This is a genomic window from Bradyrhizobium sp. Arg816 (assembly GCF_029989365.1).
Lineage (GTDB): Bacteria > Pseudomonadota > Alphaproteobacteria > Rhizobiales > Xanthobacteraceae > Bradyrhizobium.
The window spans coordinates 43,203-60,858 of sequence record NZ_JAPRAQ010000020.1 but is presented as its reverse complement, the minus strand read 5'-3'; the positions used below and the strand labels follow the sequence as shown (position 1 = coordinate 60,858).

The window sequence follows — 17,656 nt, the reverse complement described above, 5'->3', positions numbered from 1 at the left end:
AGCCCGTTTCGCGTTTCAGTAGCGTTCCTCGACGAACTTCAGGCCGCGCAGGCTCGCCTGGTCGTTGTAACGTCCCTTGTGGGACCGCGGCGGCAGCTTGATCTTCTCCCGCTTGACCCTCTTGTAAGGGATCGTTCTCAGGATGTGCGAGATGACGTTGAGCCGCGCTCGCCGCTTGTCGTCGGAGCGGATCAGTCGCCACGGTGCATGCTTCGTGTCGGTCGCCTCGAACATCATGTCACGCGCGCGCGAGTAATCGTACCAGCGCCCGAACGATTCGGTGTCCATCGGGCTCAGCTTCCACTGCCGCAGCGGATCCTCGATCCGCGCCTTGAAGCGGAGCTCCTGCTCCTCCATCCCGACCTCGAGCCAGAGCTTGATCAGGACGATGCCGGCGTCCACGGCGAATTTCTCGACCAGCGGACACAATTCCAGGAAGCGCTTATGTTCGGTCGGCGAGCAGAAGCCCATGACGTATTCAACGCCGGCGCGGTTGTACCAGCTGCGGTCGAAAATCACGATCTCACCGCCGGCCGGGAATTGCTCGATATAGCGCTGCAGGAACAGCTGGGATTTCTGCCGGTCGGAGGGCGCGGGCAGGGCGCAGACACGGAACACGCGCGGGCTCACTTTTTCGGTCAGCGCCTTGATGGTCCCGCCCTTGCCGGCCGCGTCGCGCCCCTCGAAGATGATGATGACCTTCAGTTTCTGGGTTCTGACCCATTCCTGAAGGTGACACAACTCGACCTGGAGTTTTTCGAGTTCCTTCTCATAGTCCTTCCGCTTCATCCGCTCCGCGGGCGCGTCCTTGGCCATGCTCAATCACCCCAGGAAATGGTCACGCCGATGTCGCCGGGCACACCGCCTGGAAAATCGATGATCTGATAGGCGATGCGATAGCCGCGCGGTTTCAGGTAATCGCTCCAGAGCTGGAAGATTTCCTTCGGAATCCCGGTCAGGGTGTCCTCCCAGCCCTTTTCCATTTGATTGATGGCGCGACCCTTGTCCGTGCACAGCGTGTTGGGAAAGCGGTAGACCTGAACCTCCGTCAATCCGTTTCGCACTGCACGCTGGATGATGGTCGAAGCGAGTTTGATCTTCTCGTCCTCGGTCTTGCCAGAAGGCTTGGTGAGGCGTTCAATGAGGGCGTGTTTCTCGGCTTCGGCGGCGGCGGCAAGGCGCGCATATTCGTCGGCCTTCTCTGCCTCCTTGAGGGCTACTTCCTTCCGGATCTGCGTGGCGCTGGGGATGAGATCATCGATGCCGGGCATGGCAGGCGGCTCCTGTTGTTGCACGTCAACTTTCAGGCGAGGCTAGGTGGGGCCGTTCCAGGCCCGTTGATCCAAATCAAGCAATTGCGCCACCCGTTACCGACACTGCATTCGACGCATTCAAGTGGATACGCGCCTGTCGAGGAGAGAACGTTGAGCGATCAGCTTCATCCGATGGCCCCGCATCATCTGCCGTTCTATCTCGCTCCGGGAAGCGGGGTGGATCCGCTGATGGTCGTGATGGGAATTTTCCTGATCGGCACCGTGCTCTGGGTCGGTACTCTCTATTGGAAACTGCACAGCCTGCCCGAGCGAATGGCGCACAAGTCGCAGAAACTGCAATTTGAATTCGTAGCCGTGCTCGGCCTGATCTCGCTCTTCACGCACATGCACATCTTCTGGATCGCAGGCCTGCTGCTGGCCATGATCGACATTCCCGACTTCGGCGGTCCGCTGCGCAGCATCGCCGATTCCGTGGAGAAGATCGCGGATGCGACGCCCGAAGACAGCGACGCGGCCAAGCAGGCCAGCTCGCGACCGACAGGCGGCGACACGCCGCCCCCAGAAAAGCCGGGGCCCGCGAAGGAGAAGGAGCACAGCCATGTTTGAGCTGATGTTCTGCTCGCTGCTGACGATCCTGCCCGACTATCTCTACCGCCGCTATGTCCAGGGCAAGCGCTTTGGCAAGGAGATCACCTTCTTCTCCGTCTGGTACGAGCTGCGCTGGGGCATTACCGGCTGCCTGATGCTGACAGTGTCGCTGATCACCATGATCTTCTATTTCCATCCGTCGACATCCAACGCGACGCTTTATTTCCGCACCGTGCCGATCCTGCCCGAAGGCTCGGGCCGCGTGGCCGAGGTCAAGTTCGGCTTCAGCGCGCCGGTGAAGAAGGGCGACGTGCTGTTCACGCTCGACGCGTCGAAGCAGCAGGCCGCATTTGAGACCGCCAGGCGCAAGATCGCCGAAGTCGATGCCGCCATGCAGACGGCACAAGCTGACGTGGTCAAGGCCGATGCGCAGATCGGCGAAGCGAAGGCGAACTACCAGCAGGCCAAGGACGAGCTCGACGTCAAGACCGAGCTGCAGCGCCGAAATCCCGGCATCGTACCGCAGCGCGATATCGAAAAGCTCCAGGTGCTGGTCGACCAGCGCCAGTCCGGCATCGATGCCGCGACGGCCGCGCGGCAGTCGGCGGCCTTGCAGGTCTCGACCTCGCTTCCGGCGCAGAAGGCGAGTGCCGAGGCGGCGCTTGATCAGGCCCAGGTCGAGCTCGACAAGACACAGGTCCGCGCCGGCGTAGACGGGCGCGTCGAGCAGTTCCTTGTCCGCTCTGGCGACGTCGTCAACCAGTTGATGCGGCCGGCGGGAATCCTGATTCCGACGGAGGCCGGCCGAACGTACCTTCAGGCCGGCTTCGGTCAGATCGAGGCCCAGGTGATGAAGACCGGCATGGTGGCGGAGGCGACCTGCATCTCGAAGCCGTGGGTCATCATCCCGATGGTGATCACGACGGTGCAGGACTACATCGCCGCCGGCCAATTCCGCTCCGGTGAGCAGTTACTGGAAGCACAGAACGCCGTTCGGCCCGGCACGATCCTGGTGTTCCTGGAGCCGCTCTACAAAGGCGGCCTCGAGGGCGTGACGCCGGGCTCGAGCTGTATCGTCAACGCCTACACCAGCAATCATGAAGAGATTTCTGCCAAGGACACGCCGACCAGCCGAAAGATCGCGCTGCACGTCGTCGACGGCGTCGGCCTGGTCCATGCCCTGCTGCTGCGCATCCAGGCGTTGCTGCTGCCGATCCAGACGCTGGTGCTGAGCGGCCATTGACGGCAGGCAACGGCCTCTTCCGGGTCTGTCGAAATGGCGCAATTCGGGCTAGAATTGCCGCCACAACGGCCGGATGAAGCCGTGGGGGAGGCGGATGAGCAGGCGCAGCTTCATAGCGTCGGTCAGGTCGCGGACAGTCGTGGCCGCGTGGCTGGGTCTCGGCCTGCTGCTTGCCTCCTGCATCCTGTCCGGCCCCGCCGCTGCCGTCGAGCGCAGCCTGCGCGGCGAGCTCAAGCGCGTGCTGATCCTGCACTCCTTCGGCCGCGAGTTTCGCCCCTGGAGCGAATATGCGCGGAGCATCAAGGCCGAGCTCGAGCGGCAATCGCCCTGGCCGCTCGACGTCCAGGAGCACACTCTGCTCAGCGCGCGCTTCAACAATCCAGGCCCCGAAGCGCCCTTCGTCGATTATCTCGGTTCGCTCTACCAGGGCAAGCCGCCCGACATCGTGCTGAGCATCGGCGCACCCGCGGCGCGGTTCGTGCAGAGATACCGCGCGAAGCTCTTTCCGGAAACGCCGGCGGTGCTGACCGTGGTCGAACAACGGCTGGTGAACCGCCTGGATCTCACCGACAATGACGTGGTCGTGTCCGTCCGCAATGATTTCGTGGCGGCCTTCGAGAACATTCTCAAGCTCTTGCCCGGTACCAAGACGGTTGCCGTTGTGGTCGGTGCCTCGCCCCTCGAGAAATTCTGGATTGACGAGGTGAAGCGGGAGTTGAAACCGCTGGAAGGACGGCTCGATCTCGTCTGGTACTCCGACCTTCCGTTTGAGGAGATCCTGAAGCGCGCATCGGCGCTTCCACCGCACACGGTGCTGTTCTGGGGGTTGATGTCGGTCGATGCCGCCGGCGTTGTCCACGAAGGCGATATCGCCCTGCACAGGCTGCATGCTGTCGCGAACGCGCCGATCTTCTCGTATCAGGAGCCTTTCTTCGGCAACGCCAGCGTCGGCGGGCCCATGCACTCCGTCGCCGAAACCAGTTCGAAGACCGTCAGTGCCGCGATCCGCATCCTCGGCGGCGAGAAGCCGGCCCGCATCAAATACGAGCCGATCGGATTCGGGTCGCCGAAATATGATTGGCGGGAATTGCAGCGCTGGGGGATCAGCGAGAGCAGTCTGCCGCTGGGCAGCGAAATCCTGTTTCGTGAGCCGACCGTCTGGGATCGCTATAGCTGGCAGATGCTGCTGATCGCGGCCGTGATTTTGATACAGGCCGGCTTCATCAGCGGGCTCCTGCACGAGCGCCATCGCCGTCAATTGGCCGAGATCGAGTCGCGACAGCGCCTGGCGGAGCTCGCCCACGCCAATCGCTACGCGGCCGTCGGTGAGTTGACGACGTCGATTGCCCACGAGCTGAACCAGCCGCTCGGCTCCATTCTGACCAATGCCGAGACGGCGGAGCTCATGCTCAAAGCCACTTCACCTGACATCAACGAGATCCGCCAGATTCTGGCCGACATCAGGCGGGACGATCAGCGGGCGTCCGAGGTCATCCGCAGGCTTCGCAGCGTCCTGAAGAAGAGGCCGTTTGAAATCAGGGACACCGAACTGAACGACACGGTACGGGAAGCCATTGGCCTGGTGACAAGCGTCGCCGACGGGCGCCGGATCACGCTGGCATATGCGCCAGCCGCCGTGGAGCTGAACGTCAAGGGCGATCCCGTGCAGCTGCAGCAGGTCGTTCTCAACCTGATCATCAATGCGTTGGACGCGGTCTCCGACGCGGACATGAAGAAGCGCGAGGTCAGCGTATCGACCGGGCGCGCCGGAAGCCACGCCGAGATCAGGATCGCAGATACCGGTTCGGGCATTGCGGCCGGCGACCTCGCGAACATCTTCAATCCATTCTTCACGACCAAGCCTCAGGGCATGGGTATGGGGCTTGCAATCGTCAAGACCATCGTCGAGGCCCATCGCGGCACCATAGCCGCCGAGAACCAGCCGTCGGGCGGCGCGCTGTTCACGATCAGGCTTCCGATCATCCACTAGGGCGAACGTTTTGCGATCCGGCAGCGCGGCATTGCTCTCGCGCCGCAACACGGCGGCGAAGCAGCCCTTCGTTGATCTTGATCAATAAACGCCCATACCGCGGCCCGATCTTGGTGGCCGGAAAGTTCGATGGAGGATGGCATGTTTCGCTGCGGCAAGATCCTGATGGCGCTTGCGTTGATGCTGACGATGCCGATCACCGCAACCGCGCAGACAGCTGACCAGCCGGCGGCGCCAAGCACGCAGGCACAGCCCGCAAGTCCGCCTCCGCCGAGCGCCGAACTCTTGAAACCCGAACAGCTCGAGGCACTGGTGGCGCCGATCGCGCTTTATCCCGACGAGCTGCTGGCCAATGTGCTGGCGGCATCGACCTATCCGCTGGAAGTGGTGCAGGCCGATCGCTGGCTGAAGGAGCGCAAGTCGCTGAAGGGCGATGCGCTCAAGGCCGAGGTCGACAAGCAGGCCTGGGACGACAGCGTCAAGGCGCTGGCGAGCACCGCCGATGTGTTGTCGATGATGAGCGACAAGCTCGAATGGACCCAGAAACTCGGCGACGCTTTTCTGGCCCAGCAACCCGATGTGATGGACGCGATCCAGCGATTGCGCAACAAGGCCTACGACAACAAGAAGCTGGTCACGACCAAGCAGCAGAAGGTCAGCGTTCAGAGCCAGGAAGGCAAGCAGGTGGTGGTCATCCAGCAGGCCGATCCCGCCGAGATGTACGTGCCCTATTACGATCCGGCGACGGTCTACGGCGCTTGGCCCTACGCGGAGTACCCGCCCTATTATTGGGGCTATCCGTCCTATATCGGCGCCGGCGTGGTCGCGGCCGGCATTGCCTTCGGCTCGGCCTGGGCGATCGGGCGCTGGGGCAATTACTGGGGGGGCGGCTGCAACTGGGGCAACCGCAACGTCTACGTCAATCATCGCACCACCAACATCGGCAACGGCTGGCAGCATAATCCGGCGCATCGCGGCGGAGTGCGCTATAACAACATCAACGTCCAGCAGCGCTTCGGCAACAACAACATCAGGGCCGGCGCGTCGGATCGGATGGATTTCCGCGGCCGGGACGGCAACCAGGTGCTGCGCCCGAGCCAAGGTGCGGGAGACCGGGCGGGAGATCGCGCCGGCGACCGTGCCGGTGATCGTGGTGGTCCGGGTGACCGTGCAGGAGATCGTGCTGGTGATCGCGGTGATCGTGCCGGCAATCGCGGCGACCGGCCCGGCGGCGGCGATCGCGCCGGCGCGGGAGATCGTGCCAAGGGTGGTGGAGATCGCGCCAAGAATGCAGGCAAGAATGCAGGTAAGGGCGGCGGCGATCGTGCAAAGGCTGCGAACCGTGCCGGCGGCGGCGCTGCCGCCAATCGTGGCGGTGGCGGCAATCGCGGCGGTGCGATGAACGTCTCGTCGGGCCGGGCGGCGGCTGCAGCATCGGCGCGCGGACGCTCCAGCATGGCGAGCATGCCGCGCGGCGGTGGCGGCGGAGGCTTTGCCGGGCGCGGCGGCGGTGGCGGAATGGCCATGCATGGTGGTGGTGGTGGCGGCTTCCGTGGTGGAGGCGGCGGAGGAGGCCGCGGCGGTGGCGGCGGTGGCCGGCGCTCCGACATCGCGCTGAAGCACGACATCACGCTGCTCGGCCATCTCTCCAACGGCCTCGGCTATTATCGCTTCAGCTACATCGGCAGCGACAAGGCCTATGTCGGCGTGATGGCGCAGGAAGTCGAGCGGGTGATGCCTGACGCTGTGGCGCGCGGCAGCGATGGCTATCTGCGCGTCTATTATGACAAGCTTGGCCTGACGTTCCGCACCTACCGCGATTGGCTCGCCGACGGCGCGAAGATCCCTGCGGAGGTGACGCCATGATCGGCCTGAAATCGCTCCATCGCGCGATCCTGCCGGGCGTGGTGGCGCTCGCCATGCTTGGCTCGGCGGCACAGGCGCAGCAATCCTACAAGACACCGGAGGATGCGGCCGCCGCGCTCGCGGCCGCGGTCAAAAGCGGACCGAGCGACATTCTGAAGGTGCTCGGCAGGGCCGCCGAGGATATCGTCTCGTCCGGTGACGAGGTCGCCGACAACGACATCCGTCAGCGCTTCACGTCGATGTACGACGCCAAGCACGGCATCAAGGCGGAGGGCAACAAGACCGCGACCTTGATGCTGGGGCCGGACGATTTCCCGTTCCCGATTCCACTGGTCAACACCAAGACGGGCTGGGCGTTCGACACCGACGAAGGACGGATCGAAGTGCTTCGTCGCCGCATCGGCCGCAACGAGCTCGATGCGATCCAGACCGCGCTCGCCTATGTCGATGCCCAGAATGAATATGCCGACAAGGATCGCGGCGAGGGTGCCGGCGTCTACGCGCAACGTATCGTCTCGTCGCCCGGCAAGAAGGACGGCCTGTTCTGGCGCGACGACAGCGATCCGAGCCCGCTCGGCGCGCTGGCGGCCGATGCTTCGAAAGAAGGCTATCGCGCAGGCGACGTCGGACCCGCGCCCTACCACGGCTACTACTTCCGCATCCTCAAGGGGCAGGGCCCGGATGCGCCGGGCGGCGCGCTCAACTATGTCGTCAAGGGCAAGATGATCGGCGGCTTCGCACTGATTGCCTGGCCGGCGGAATACGGCAATTCCGGCGTGATGACTTTTCTCGTCAATCATGCCGGCACCGTCTACCAGAAGGATCTCGGCAACCGCACGGCCTCAATCGCCGAACGCACCACGTTGTTCGATCCCGACCAAACCTGGAAGAAGGTCGATGCCGCGAAGCCTTAAATCGGAACGCATGCGGCGCGCGATCGCAATCGGCTTTGCGACGTTCGCGCTCTTCCTGCTCGCGATGCCGGCCACGCCGTCGTTTGCGCAAGCGAGCGGCCATGTCCAGGTGACGTTCGTCAAGGCTGGTCTGCTGGTCGGAGGCGGTACCGGCAGTGGCGTGCTGAACTACCGTGGCCGGAATTATCCCTTCAAGATCTCAGGCTTGAGCGTCGGCATTACGGCCGGTGCGACCATCGGCAGATTTGATGGCCGCGCATCGGGCATCCGCGATGTCGGCGACTTCGTCGGCACCTACAGCTCCGTCGGCGGCGGCTTCGCCCTCGTCGGCGGCGTGAACGGCGTCCACCTGCGCAACGAAAAGGGCGTGACGATCGTGCTGCAAGGCCCGAAGGCCGGACTCGAGCTCGCCTCCAACATCAGCACGATCACGATCGCCTGGAAGTGAGCGCCTCGAGCCTGGGTTACCGGGCCGCGATGGCCGTCATCTCGAGTTTGACGCCCGGACCGAGATCAGCCACGCCGATCGCAGCGCGCGCCGGCAGGTGGGCTTCCGCAAAGTGCGCCTTCCAGGCAGCGTTGAACTCCGCCTTCTCCTTGAGGTTGGTCATGAAGATGGTCACCTGCAAGACGTTGGCGAGATCGGAGCCGAGCGTCTTCAGCAGCCGCGCCAGCTGCCCGAGGACGTCGTTGGCCTGGCCCGACATATCGAGGCTGGTGTCCTCGGGGACGATCCCGCCGATGTAGAGCACGCCATTATGCTCGACCACTTCGTGGAGGAGTCCTTCGTAGGGCAAGACGCGCTGGATCATGATGAGACCGATGCTGCTGCGGGGATGGGCGGCATATCGCACATTTCCATGTCGATGTCGTTTGAAGAGATTTCGCGGCCGGAGCGCCCCGAGGATCATCCACAAGATATTGAAAATAAAGAATAAATTGGCTCAAGAATCGCCGCTGGTCGCGCGGTCGGACGGTCACCAAGCTGTACTTGCGCGCGGGAGCCCGGCGTTTCCGGCGGCCCTGATCCCGACGACATCAGGATGCGGATCGGTATACTGCCACCGGAATTGACGCGGTCGCGGCTGGACCCGTGCCGTACCGGAACAAGGATCAGACGATGGACGATACGATTGGCTTTCCCGACCCCGGCCTCGACCTGTCTGACGGCTTCAAGCCGCACACCTCGCATTGGGGCGTGTTTTCCGCGCGTCAAAGCGAAGCCGGGCTCGAGGTCAGGGCCTATGCGGGCGACCCCGATCCGAACGGCATCATCGGCAATTTCCCCGGCGCGCTGCGTCATCAGGCGCGCATCGCCCAGCCGGCGATCCGCCGCGGCTGGCTCGAGCGCGGACCTGGCCCGGACGATCGCCGCGGCCGCGACGAGTTCGTCTCCGTCAGTTGGGAGAAGGCGCTCGATCTGCTCGGCGACGAGCTCGGCCGCATCCGCGACACGCGCGGCCCCGGCGCCGTGTTCGGCGGCTCCTACGGCTGGTCGAGCGCGGGCCGCTTCCATCATGCCCAGAGCCAGGTGCATCGCTTCCTCAACATCGCGATGGGCGGCTATGTGCGTTCGGTGAACACTTACTCTTCGGGCGCTTCCTCGGTGCTGCTGCCGCAAATTCTCGCCGGCTACGAGGACATCACCAAGCGCAACGTCACCTGGGAGCAGATTGCCGGGAACACCGACATCGTGCTGGCGTTCGGCGGCATGGCGCTGAAGAACTCCATGGTGGCCGGCGGCTCGATCAGCAAGCATGTCGAGCGCGGCGCCATGGAAGCCGCGCGCCGGCGCGGCTGCGCGTTCATCCTGGTCAGCCCGCTGCGCGACGATCTTCCCGTCGAGGCCGGTGCCGAATGGATGACGTGCCTGCCCGGCACCGACACCGCCCTGATGCTCGGCATCGTCCACACGCTTGTGAGCGAAGGTCTGCACGACCAGGCCTTCCTCGATCGCTACACCGAAGGTTGGCCCGTGTTCCTGCGCTATCTCAACGGCGAGAGCGACGGGCAGGCCAAGCATGCCGAATGGGCCGCCGCGATTTGCGGTGTCGATGCGGAGGCGATCCGCGAGCTCGCGCGCCGCGCCGCCGGAAAGCGTGCGCTGATCACCGTTTCGCATTCGCTCCAGCGCGCCGAGCATGGCGAGCAGCCGGTGTGGATGGGCATGGTGCTCGCAGCAGCGCTCGGCCAGATCGGCCTGCCTGGCGGCGGCTATGCTTATTCGCTCGGCGCGATCGGCTATTACGGCCGCCGCGTCAACGACGCGCCGGGACCGACGCTGGGACAGGGTCGCAACGGCGTGCGCGATTTCATTCCGGTCGCGCGCATCGCCGACATGCTGCTCAATCCCGGCACGACCTATCGCTACAATGGCGAGACGCGTACCTATCCGGACATCCGCCTCGTCTACTGGGCCGGCGGCAATCCCTTCCATCACCACCAGGACATCAACCGCTTGCGCAAGGCTTTCGCGCAGCTCGATACGTTCGTCGTGCACGAGCTCGCCTGGACCGCGACGGCGCGGCACGCGGACATCGTGCTGCCCTCGACCATGACGCTGGAGCGCGAGGACATCGGCTATTCGACCAACGATCCCCTGATGGTCGCGATGCACCAGATCGCCGAGCCCTTTGGCCTTGCGCGTGACGATTACGACATCTTTGCCGATCTCGCCGAGCGCCTAGGTGCACGCGAACCTTTCACCGAAGGGCGCACGGTGCGGCAGTGGCTCGAACATCTGTACGAGCCGACTCGTGCCTCGCTTCAAGCGCGTGGCCTTGAGGCGCCTGATTTCGACGAATTCTGGCGGCGCGGCAGCCTGGTCGTACCGCAACAGCCCGACGACGGCGGCCGGCTGCGCAGTTTTCGCGAGGATCCGGTCAATCATCCGCTGCCGACGCCGAGCGGCCGCATCGAGATCTATTCAGCCAAGATCGCCGCGCACGGCGATGCCGATTGCCCCGGCCATCCGGTCTGGCTGAAGAAGACCGACATGCCGAAACCCGGCGCGCCGTGCTTCCTCGTCGCCAACCAGCCAGTGACGCGCCTGCATAGCCAGCTCGATTTCGGTGGCCACTCGCTTGCCGCAAAACATCGCGGCCGCGAGGTCGCGCGCATGAATCCGCGCGATGCGGATGCGCGCGGCATCAGGGATGGTGACATCATCCGCCTGTTCAACGAGCGCGGCGCCTGCCTCGCCGCAGTCCACGTCACCGACGGCATCGCGGCCGGCGTCGTGCAGCTTCCGACCGGCGCCTGGTACGATCCGATGGACCCCGAGGACGAGGCGCCGCTCTGCGTTCACGGCAATCCGAATGTTCTCACCCGCGACATCGGCACCTCGTCCTTCGCGCAAGGCTGCACCGGCCAGCTCACGACGGTCGAGGTGGAGAAGTTCACCGGCAACCTGCCGCCGATCCGCGCGTTCGATCCGGTGTAGGCGCGTCGCCGGGATTGTTGCGCTGTAGTGTGAAGGCGCCGGATTACGCTGCGCTCCGTCCGGGCTGCGCGAAATGCGCCGCGAACCGCAGCGCGTCCGGGACACGAGAGGCAGAAAGAAAAAGGGGCCGCCCTCTGTGGGCGCAGGGACGGCCCGAGAGGCTCGCAGGCCCCGGGAGGAAAAAGGGCTCGAGCCGGCGCGAGTGGTAGGCACTCACGCCAAAGAACTACGCCGCTGCGCCGACCATCCAATCCATGTCCGCGGCAGGGCGCCGCCGCGGAAGCGCCTCCGTAGCAGGCAGCAGGGTCCTGCTGGCCAGACGCCAGCGTGCCGGTGACTCGCCGCTGATGCGCTTGAACACGGTCGAAAAATGCGCCTGGGTGCTGAAGCCGACGGCAAGTGCGATCTCCGCCAGGGGCCGCTCGGTCGTCGTGAGCAAGGTCTTCGCATGCTCGACCCGATGATTGAGCAGATATTCACGTGGACGGTAGCCGGTCGCGGCGCGGAACTGTGCCGCGAAATGCATCCTCGAGAGGCCAGCGACATTGGCGAGCTCGGACAGGCTGATACAGCGATCAAAGTGATCGGCGATAAATTGCTCGACGCGCCGCAGCCGCCATTTCGGCAAGGCATTGACTTTTGCGCGTGGCAGCTCGAGCCGGGTCAGATGCATCGCAAGGGTCTCGCCGATGCAGCGTGCGAACTGCTGGTCCGCAGTATCGCCATGCTCGGTCAGTGCCTTGGCGAGCTCGGCGGCGAGCGGGTCGCGCAGCAGGACGAGGTCATTGAGGCCCTCCGTCGCGGGCCGCGCCGCCGAGAAATGAGCGGTGGAGACGTGGAAGTGCAGGAAAGCGCAGGGCGACTGGAATTGCACGCCGAGAAGCTTCGATGGCGCACTGACGTACAGCGTGCCCGCAGGCATGGTGCCGTCGAAGATGATCTGACGGTCACGCGTCAGCTTGACCCGGGCGGTCTTCAGCGCGATGGCGACGAAATAGCGGTCCGGCGGCGTCGTCGCTTCGTGCGACGAGATCGCCCGCGAGTCCCCCCATCGCGAAATCGTGATGTCCGCGTCCAGACCGCGGTCGATCTTGCGCCATCCGCTTTCCTGCGCGATTGCTCGCATCCCGTGCGCGACCTCGCGATCACACCGGCTGGCGGGAAATTCGATCCAGGCATGCGCTGCCTGCAAGTCATTGAACATAGCGCGTCCTCTCCTGGTCTCGCCGCCGCTTGCAACGATCGGCCAACTCTGGGTGCTCTCCACGGTCAGAGGATAGGCGTGAGCCAGGCAAGAAGCCCGTTAGTGATGATTAGGAGGTGTTAGATTTTGTGCGTGCGCATAAAGTGTGACAGCCCGCCGCAGGACGTTCGATTCTGTCCAGCTTTTCAATTATTTGCGCAGATCGGTGCGGTGTGAGGACATTGCAGAACATCGCGCGGCGATCGATATGCCGGTGTGAGGCCGGCGCGGGGCCTTGCTGGACCCTGCATCGACGGCGGGTATAGTCGCCGCGCATTTGAATGAAATGGCCGTCAAGATGAGTCAGAAGTGACCGAACCCCCGGCAGGACATAGCTCGCCCGGCAATGGCGCCGGGGCGAGCCTTGATTTCGACGCAGTCTCGTTCGGACCGTTTTCGCTGCGGTCGCGGTTGCTCGAGAGGGACGGAGCGCCGGTCAAGCTCGGCAGCCGCGCGATGGACATTCTGCGCCTGCTCCTCAGCCGTGCCGGCGAAGTGGTGCCGAAGAACGAGATTTTGAGCTACGCGTGGTCCGGCCTCGCGGTCGAGGAGATCAGCCTGCGCGTCCATGTCGCGGAGCTGCGCAAGGTGCTTGGCGACGGCAAGGATGGGGCTCGCTACATCACCAACGTCCCGAGCCGCGGCTATTGCTTCGTCGCGCCTGTGCAACGTAACGAACGCAACGTGGCGCCCGTGCCCGTGTTGCGTGCGCCCGAACGAGCGGTGGCGCCGGCGGCCTTGCCGCATCGGCTGGACCGGATGATCGGTCGGGACGACGTGCTGCCCGAGTTGTCGGCGCGTCTGCTGAGCGACCGCTTCGTCACGCTGCGAGGACCGGGCGGCATCGGCAAGACCACGGTTGCAACCGCGCTCGCGCATGACATGTGGCAGGCATTCGACGGCCACGTTCATTTCCTCGAATTCGGCCCATTGAAGGACGCCACGCTGGTCGCGAGCACGGTTGCCGCCACTCTGGGCCTCGTCGTGCATCACGATGATCCCTCAGGCAGCATCATCAATTTCCTGCGCGGACGGCGGCTGCTTCTCATCCTCGACAGCTGCGAGCACGTCATCGACGAGGTCGCGCGTCTGGCCGAAAACATCTATCGCGAGGCGCCGGGCATCGCCATTCTAGCCACCAGCCGCGAGTCGCTGCTGGTGGAAGGCGAGCAGATCTTCGAGCTCGTTCCGCTGGCCGGCCCGCCGCAAGGCGCCCGCCTCAGTGCCGGCGAAGTGCTGGATTATCCGGCCGCGCAGCTGTTCATCGATCGTGCCGCGGCCGCAGGCCATCGCGGCGATATCACGGACGAGGATGCGGAGGTCCTGGCCGAGATCTGCGGCAAGCTCGACGGCATCGCGCTCGCGATCGAGCTCGCCGCCGTGCGCGTCGGCGTCTACGGATTGCGGGAGATGGCCGCGCTGCTTGACTCCCGGCTCAAGCTCGAATGGCGCGGACGGCGAACGGCGCCGCCACGGCAGCAGACGCTCGGCGCGACACTCGACTGGAGCTTTGGCCTGATTGGCGACAACGAGCGGACCGTGCTTCAGCGGCTCGCCATCTTCGCTGGCCCCTTCACGCTCAAGGGTGCGATGTCGGTCGCGGCGGAGGAGGGAACGCCGGGTGATCGTGTCGTCGATGCGCTGGAGCAGCTCGTGGCCAAGTCGCTGGTGTCGGCGCAGCCCGATGGCGCATCGCGACGCTATCGCCTGCTGGATGCCACGCGCGCCTATGCCATGCAGAAGCTGGTCGACGCAGGCGAAGCGGCGGCGATCGCGCGCCGTCACACGGCCTATGTTCAGCGCACGCTCGAAGCCGGCTTGGCGGAACAGGGCGACCAGGCTTCGCGCCTGCAGGCGCGCGCGAGCCTGCTCGCAGATGCTCGTGCGGCGTTGGAATGGAGTTTTGCCAACCACGACGGTGCCGCCCTGCGCGTGCCGCTCGCCGGCAGCGCCGCAAGGCTGTTCGTCGAGCTCAATCTGCTGAACGAGGCGCGCATCTGGTCGGGCCGCGCGCTCACGATGCTCGACGATGCCAACCAGGGCGGTAAATGTGAGCTCGAGCTCCAGTCGACGCTCGGCCACGCCTTTATGTTCACGGAGCGCAACAGCGAGCAGGCCGAGGCCGCACTGCGGCGCGGGCTGGAGATCGCGGAATCGCTCGACGATCACGCCAATGCGTTCAGGCTGCTGTCGCGGCTGAACATGTTCTATCGCCGCACCGGCGACTACAGGCACCTCGTGCCGACCGCACGCCAGGCCGAGCGCATCGCCCGCCAGATCGGCGACACCGCGGGGATCGCAGGCAGCAAGGCACTTCTCGGCGTGTCCTATCATCTCGCCGGCGACCAGGCCGAGGCGCAGGCCCATCTCGACGAAGGCGTGCGCGACGACGCCGCGCTGCGCGGAACGGAGCCCGGGCATTTCGCCTATTCGCGCACGCCGCAGATTCCGCTCGCGCGGGTGCTGTGGCTACGCGGCTTCCCCGACCGCGCACTCGATTGCGTCCGCCCGCTCGTCGGCGCCGCCGCGCCGCGCGATGTGGTGATGCATTGCATCGCGCTGTGCTGGTCATCCTCGGTGTTCGGCTGGGTCGGCGACTGGGCCGCCGTCGAGACGATGACGGGACGCCTCGCGACCCATGCGAATTTGCACGGGCTCGCGCCGTACGAAGCCGTCGCGAGCGGCTTTCGCGCGCAGACCATGATCGCCCGCGGCGAGGTGGCCGACGGTGTCGATTTGCTGCGGAGCGCGCTGCCGCGCCTGCATGCTGATCGCTACGAGCTCTACGCATCCGCGTTCGCCGCAGACCTGTCGCAAGGACTGGCGGCGCTGGGACGGTTGACGGAAGGGTTGCAAGTCCTGCACGCGACGATCGCTCGCGTCGAGCAGGGCGGCGGAGGTTTTGACATGCCCGAGCTCCTGCGCCGGCGCGGCGACCTCGAGGCGCGGACCGGTGATCTCGGGGCCGCCGAAGCGAGCTTTGCCGCATCGCTCGCGCTGGCCGAGCAGCAGGGCGCGTTGTCCTGGCGATTGCGGACCGAGATGTCGCTTGCGGCGCTTCGGCTTCAGCAGGGCATCAAGAATCCGCTCGACGATCTCGCCGCAACCTATGCGCGGTTCTCGGAAGGATTCGAGACGGCGGATTTGAAGGCCGCACGGCTCGTGCTGGACGAGGCATCTGCCTGACAAGGCTCAGTCGAACCGGAAATCCGCGAGATCGATCGACACCATCAGCTCGTCACGCAGCGGCATCAGATCGTCGCCGCGCAGATAGATGCGCCGGCGGGTCGGGAGCCTGAAGCCGTCAACGGTGACGGGATCGGATACGTACTGAGCTGCCGGAAAATTGCCGGCGATCTCGACCCGGTAATCATGCCGGCGGATGAGCATGTCGGGGCCAAAATAGAAATCCTGCTCGGCGCTGTGGCTCGCGATCACGGCCGGGAAGGTCGCCCGCAATCCGCGCCAGACCTCCGCGCCCTCGCGCCAGGGTGCGATCTCCCGGACTTCGAACCCGTCCGCCGCCAGCAGGAACGGCGCAGTCATGTAGGTCCAGAGCGCGTAGCCGTTGAAATAGGCGCGATGCAGCGGATCCCAATGCGTGCGCATATCGTGCCGCGCGAACGAGCCGCGCGGATTGTTGCGCTCCGCGACGACGTGGCCGTCCGCAGCCACGATGGCGATCCGCTCCGGGCTGAAGTCGGTGCGCTGGCCGGGCTTGCCGAACGGCTCCACGGAAGCCCGCTCACGATGCAGCTCGATCCGCATCGTCCGCGGCGCCTGGTCCTGATCGACGCCCTTCAATATCCAGAGGTCGCCGCCCGTCACGATCGTGGCGGTGAGTCGCTCGTGGGCATTCCATCGATCGAGCCCGCCATGGGCCTCGATCGCATTCGCCAGCAGCGGAATCATCCGGCCGTTTCCTCTCGCATCGTTGGTGTCGCCCCAATAGAGATACCCCCGTGCGCAGACGATCGCCCGTTAAGCGTTGTTAAGTGCCGTTGGCCGGCCCGGCGCCTAGGCTTCGGCCATGACGTCCAGCACCGCGTCGGCAAAGGCCTTCGGCGCCTCTTGCGGCAGATTGTGGCCGATACCGCCCTTGATGGTCCGGTGCGAATAACGCCCGGAGAATTTCTTCGCATAAGCGGACGGTTCCGGATGCGGCGCGCCGTTGGCATCACCCTCCATGGTGATGGTAGGCACGGCGATCACGGGCGCTTGCGCCAGCCGTGCCTCGTCGTCGGCGTATTTCGGTTCGCCTTCGGCGAGGCCGAGCCGCCAGCGATAATTATGGATCACGATCGCCACATGGTCCGGATTGTCGAACGCCTTCGCGCTGCGGTCGAAGGTGGCGTCGTCGAAATGCCATTGGGGCGACGCGAGCTGCCAGATCAGCTTGGAGAAATCGTGACGGTACTTGTCATAGCCCTCGCGGCCGCGCTCGGTCGCGAAATAGAACTGGTACCACCATTGCAGCTCGGCCTTCGGCGGCAGCGGCATCTTGCCGGCCTGCTGGCTGCCGATCAGATAGCCGCTCACCGACACCGTCGCGTTGACCCGCTCCGGCCAGAGTGCAGCGATGATGTTGGCGGTGCGCGCACCCCAGTCGAAGCCGGCAATCGTCGCCCTGTCGATTCCGAGCGCGTCCATCAGGGCGACGATGTCGGCCGCGATCGCCGCCGGCTGCCCGTTCCGCATCGTCGAGTCGGAGAGGAAACGCGTGCTGCCGTAGCCGCGCAGGTAAGGCACGATCACGCGACGGCCGGCCGCGGCGAGCAGCGGTGCGACATTGACGAAGGCGTAGATGTCATAGGGCCAACCATGCAGGAGGATCACGGGCGGGCCATCCGCGGGACCCGCCTCGGCATAGCCGACGTTGAGGAGGCCGGCGTCGATCTGTTTCAGGGACGCGAACGAGGTGTTGGCGACGGGCTTGACGACGGTGGCGGACTTCGCCGGTTTCGCCGTAGCCGTCGTGCTCAGCGCAAGCTGGGTCGCGGCGAGTGCCATCGCAGCCCTGCCGACGAAACGACGTCGTTCGTGGCTGATGTTGTCGGTCATACGTGCCTCCTGTGGTCGGTGCAGTGTGCAAGTCG

At 65.1% G+C, this 17,656-nt stretch carries 15 protein-coding genes; 9 read left to right on the top strand and 6 right to left on the bottom strand.

Annotation, left to right across the window (positions count from 1 at the left end):
• Positions 1–15 precede the first annotated feature (15 nt).
• Both ppk2 and OWC48_RS34210 read right to left on the bottom strand, forming a co-directional pair.
• Positions 16–816: a polyphosphate kinase 2 gene (gene ppk2 / locus OWC48_RS34215; protein ID WP_282523924.1), complete on the bottom strand. Its 801-nt coding sequence runs from the start codon at positions 814–816 to the stop codon at positions 16–18.
• A 2-nt stretch (positions 817–818) separates the two neighbouring features.
• The gene (locus tag OWC48_RS34210; protein WP_282523923.1) at positions 819–1,271 is read right to left on the bottom strand and encodes a hypothetical protein; all 453 of its coding nucleotides are present in this window, start codon (positions 1,269–1,271) and stop codon (positions 819–821) included.
• 174 nt (positions 1,272–1,445) lie between these two features.
• On the opposite strand from OWC48_RS34210, the gene OWC48_RS34205 reads away from it, so the two are divergent.
• From OWC48_RS34205 to OWC48_RS34180, 6 genes are all read left to right on the top strand, one after another.
• Positions 1,446–1,880 (top strand): hypothetical protein, encoded by a 435-nt coding sequence (locus OWC48_RS34205; protein ID WP_282523997.1) that lies wholly within the window; start codon positions 1,446–1,448, stop codon positions 1,878–1,880.
• Positions 1,873–3,105 (top strand): HlyD family secretion protein, encoded by a 1,233-nt coding sequence (locus OWC48_RS34200; protein WP_282523922.1) that lies wholly within the window; start codon positions 1,873–1,875, stop codon positions 3,103–3,105. Before OWC48_RS34205 ends, OWC48_RS34200 begins: the two co-directional genes overlap by 8 nt.
• Before the next feature lie 94 nt (positions 3,106–3,199).
• Positions 3,200–5,095 (top strand): HAMP domain-containing sensor histidine kinase, encoded by a 1,896-nt coding sequence (locus OWC48_RS34195; RefSeq protein ID WP_282523921.1) that lies wholly within the window; start codon positions 3,200–3,202, stop codon positions 5,093–5,095.
• Between the two features lie 141 nt (positions 5,096–5,236).
• Positions 5,237–6,961 carry a DUF3300 domain-containing protein gene (locus OWC48_RS34190; RefSeq protein ID WP_282523996.1) on the top strand — a complete coding sequence of 575 codons (1,725 nt, stop codon included), beginning with the start codon at positions 5,237–5,239 and terminating at the stop codon, positions 6,959–6,961.
• Entirely contained in the window at positions 6,958–7,875 is a 918-nt protein-coding gene (locus tag OWC48_RS34185) for a DUF2950 domain-containing protein (RefSeq protein WP_282523920.1), read from the top strand. The genes OWC48_RS34190 and OWC48_RS34185 overlap by 4 nt, the downstream gene beginning before the upstream one ends.
• The gene (locus tag OWC48_RS34180; RefSeq protein WP_282523919.1) at positions 7,859–8,323 is read left to right on the top strand and encodes a hypothetical protein; all 465 of its coding nucleotides are present in this window, start codon (positions 7,859–7,861) and stop codon (positions 8,321–8,323) included. Before OWC48_RS34185 ends, OWC48_RS34180 begins: the two co-directional genes overlap by 17 nt.
• Positions 8,324–8,339: 16 nt before the next feature.
• Here OWC48_RS34180 and OWC48_RS34175 read toward each other — a convergent pair whose 3' ends face one another.
• Complete coding sequence (locus OWC48_RS34175) at positions 8,340–8,645, bottom strand: RidA family protein (RefSeq protein WP_249814683.1); 306 nt, start codon at positions 8,643–8,645, stop codon at positions 8,340–8,342.
• On the opposite strand from OWC48_RS34175, the gene OWC48_RS34170 reads away from it, so the two are divergent.
• Positions 8,634–8,813 (top strand): hypothetical protein, encoded by a 180-nt coding sequence (locus tag OWC48_RS34170; RefSeq protein WP_282523918.1) that lies wholly within the window; start codon positions 8,634–8,636, stop codon positions 8,811–8,813. The genes OWC48_RS34175 and OWC48_RS34170 overlap by 12 nt on opposite strands.
• A gap of 182 nt (positions 8,814–8,995) precedes the next feature.
• Positions 8,996–11,317 (top strand): molybdopterin guanine dinucleotide-containing S/N-oxide reductase, encoded by a 2,322-nt coding sequence (locus OWC48_RS34165; RefSeq protein WP_282523917.1) that lies wholly within the window; start codon positions 8,996–8,998, stop codon positions 11,315–11,317.
• A 226-nt stretch (positions 11,318–11,543) separates the two neighbouring features.
• On the opposite strand, the gene OWC48_RS34160 is transcribed toward OWC48_RS34165, so the two are convergent.
• A complete protein-coding gene (locus OWC48_RS34160) occupies positions 11,544–12,521 on the bottom strand; it encodes a helix-turn-helix domain-containing protein (protein WP_282523916.1) in 978 nt (325 codons plus the stop codon).
• Between the two features lie 348 nt (positions 12,522–12,869).
• On the opposite strand from OWC48_RS34160, the gene OWC48_RS34155 reads away from it, so the two are divergent.
• Positions 12,870–15,746, top strand: a complete 2,877-nt coding sequence (locus OWC48_RS34155; RefSeq protein WP_282523915.1) for a winged helix-turn-helix domain-containing protein — start codon at positions 12,870–12,872, stop codon at positions 15,744–15,746.
• Positions 15,747–15,752: 6 nt separating this feature from the next.
• On the opposite strand, the gene OWC48_RS34150 is transcribed toward OWC48_RS34155, so the two are convergent.
• Together OWC48_RS34150 and OWC48_RS34145 are read right to left on the bottom strand one after the other, a co-directional pair.
• On the bottom strand, positions 15,753–16,472 hold the full coding sequence (locus OWC48_RS34150; RefSeq protein WP_282523914.1) for a hypothetical protein: 720 nt from the start codon (positions 16,470–16,472) through the stop codon (positions 15,753–15,755).
• Between the two features lie 105 nt (positions 16,473–16,577).
• On the bottom strand, positions 16,578–17,621 hold the full coding sequence (locus tag OWC48_RS34145; RefSeq protein WP_282523913.1) for an alpha/beta fold hydrolase: 1,044 nt from the start codon (positions 17,619–17,621) through the stop codon (positions 16,578–16,580).
• Positions 17,622–17,656 lie beyond the last annotated feature (35 nt).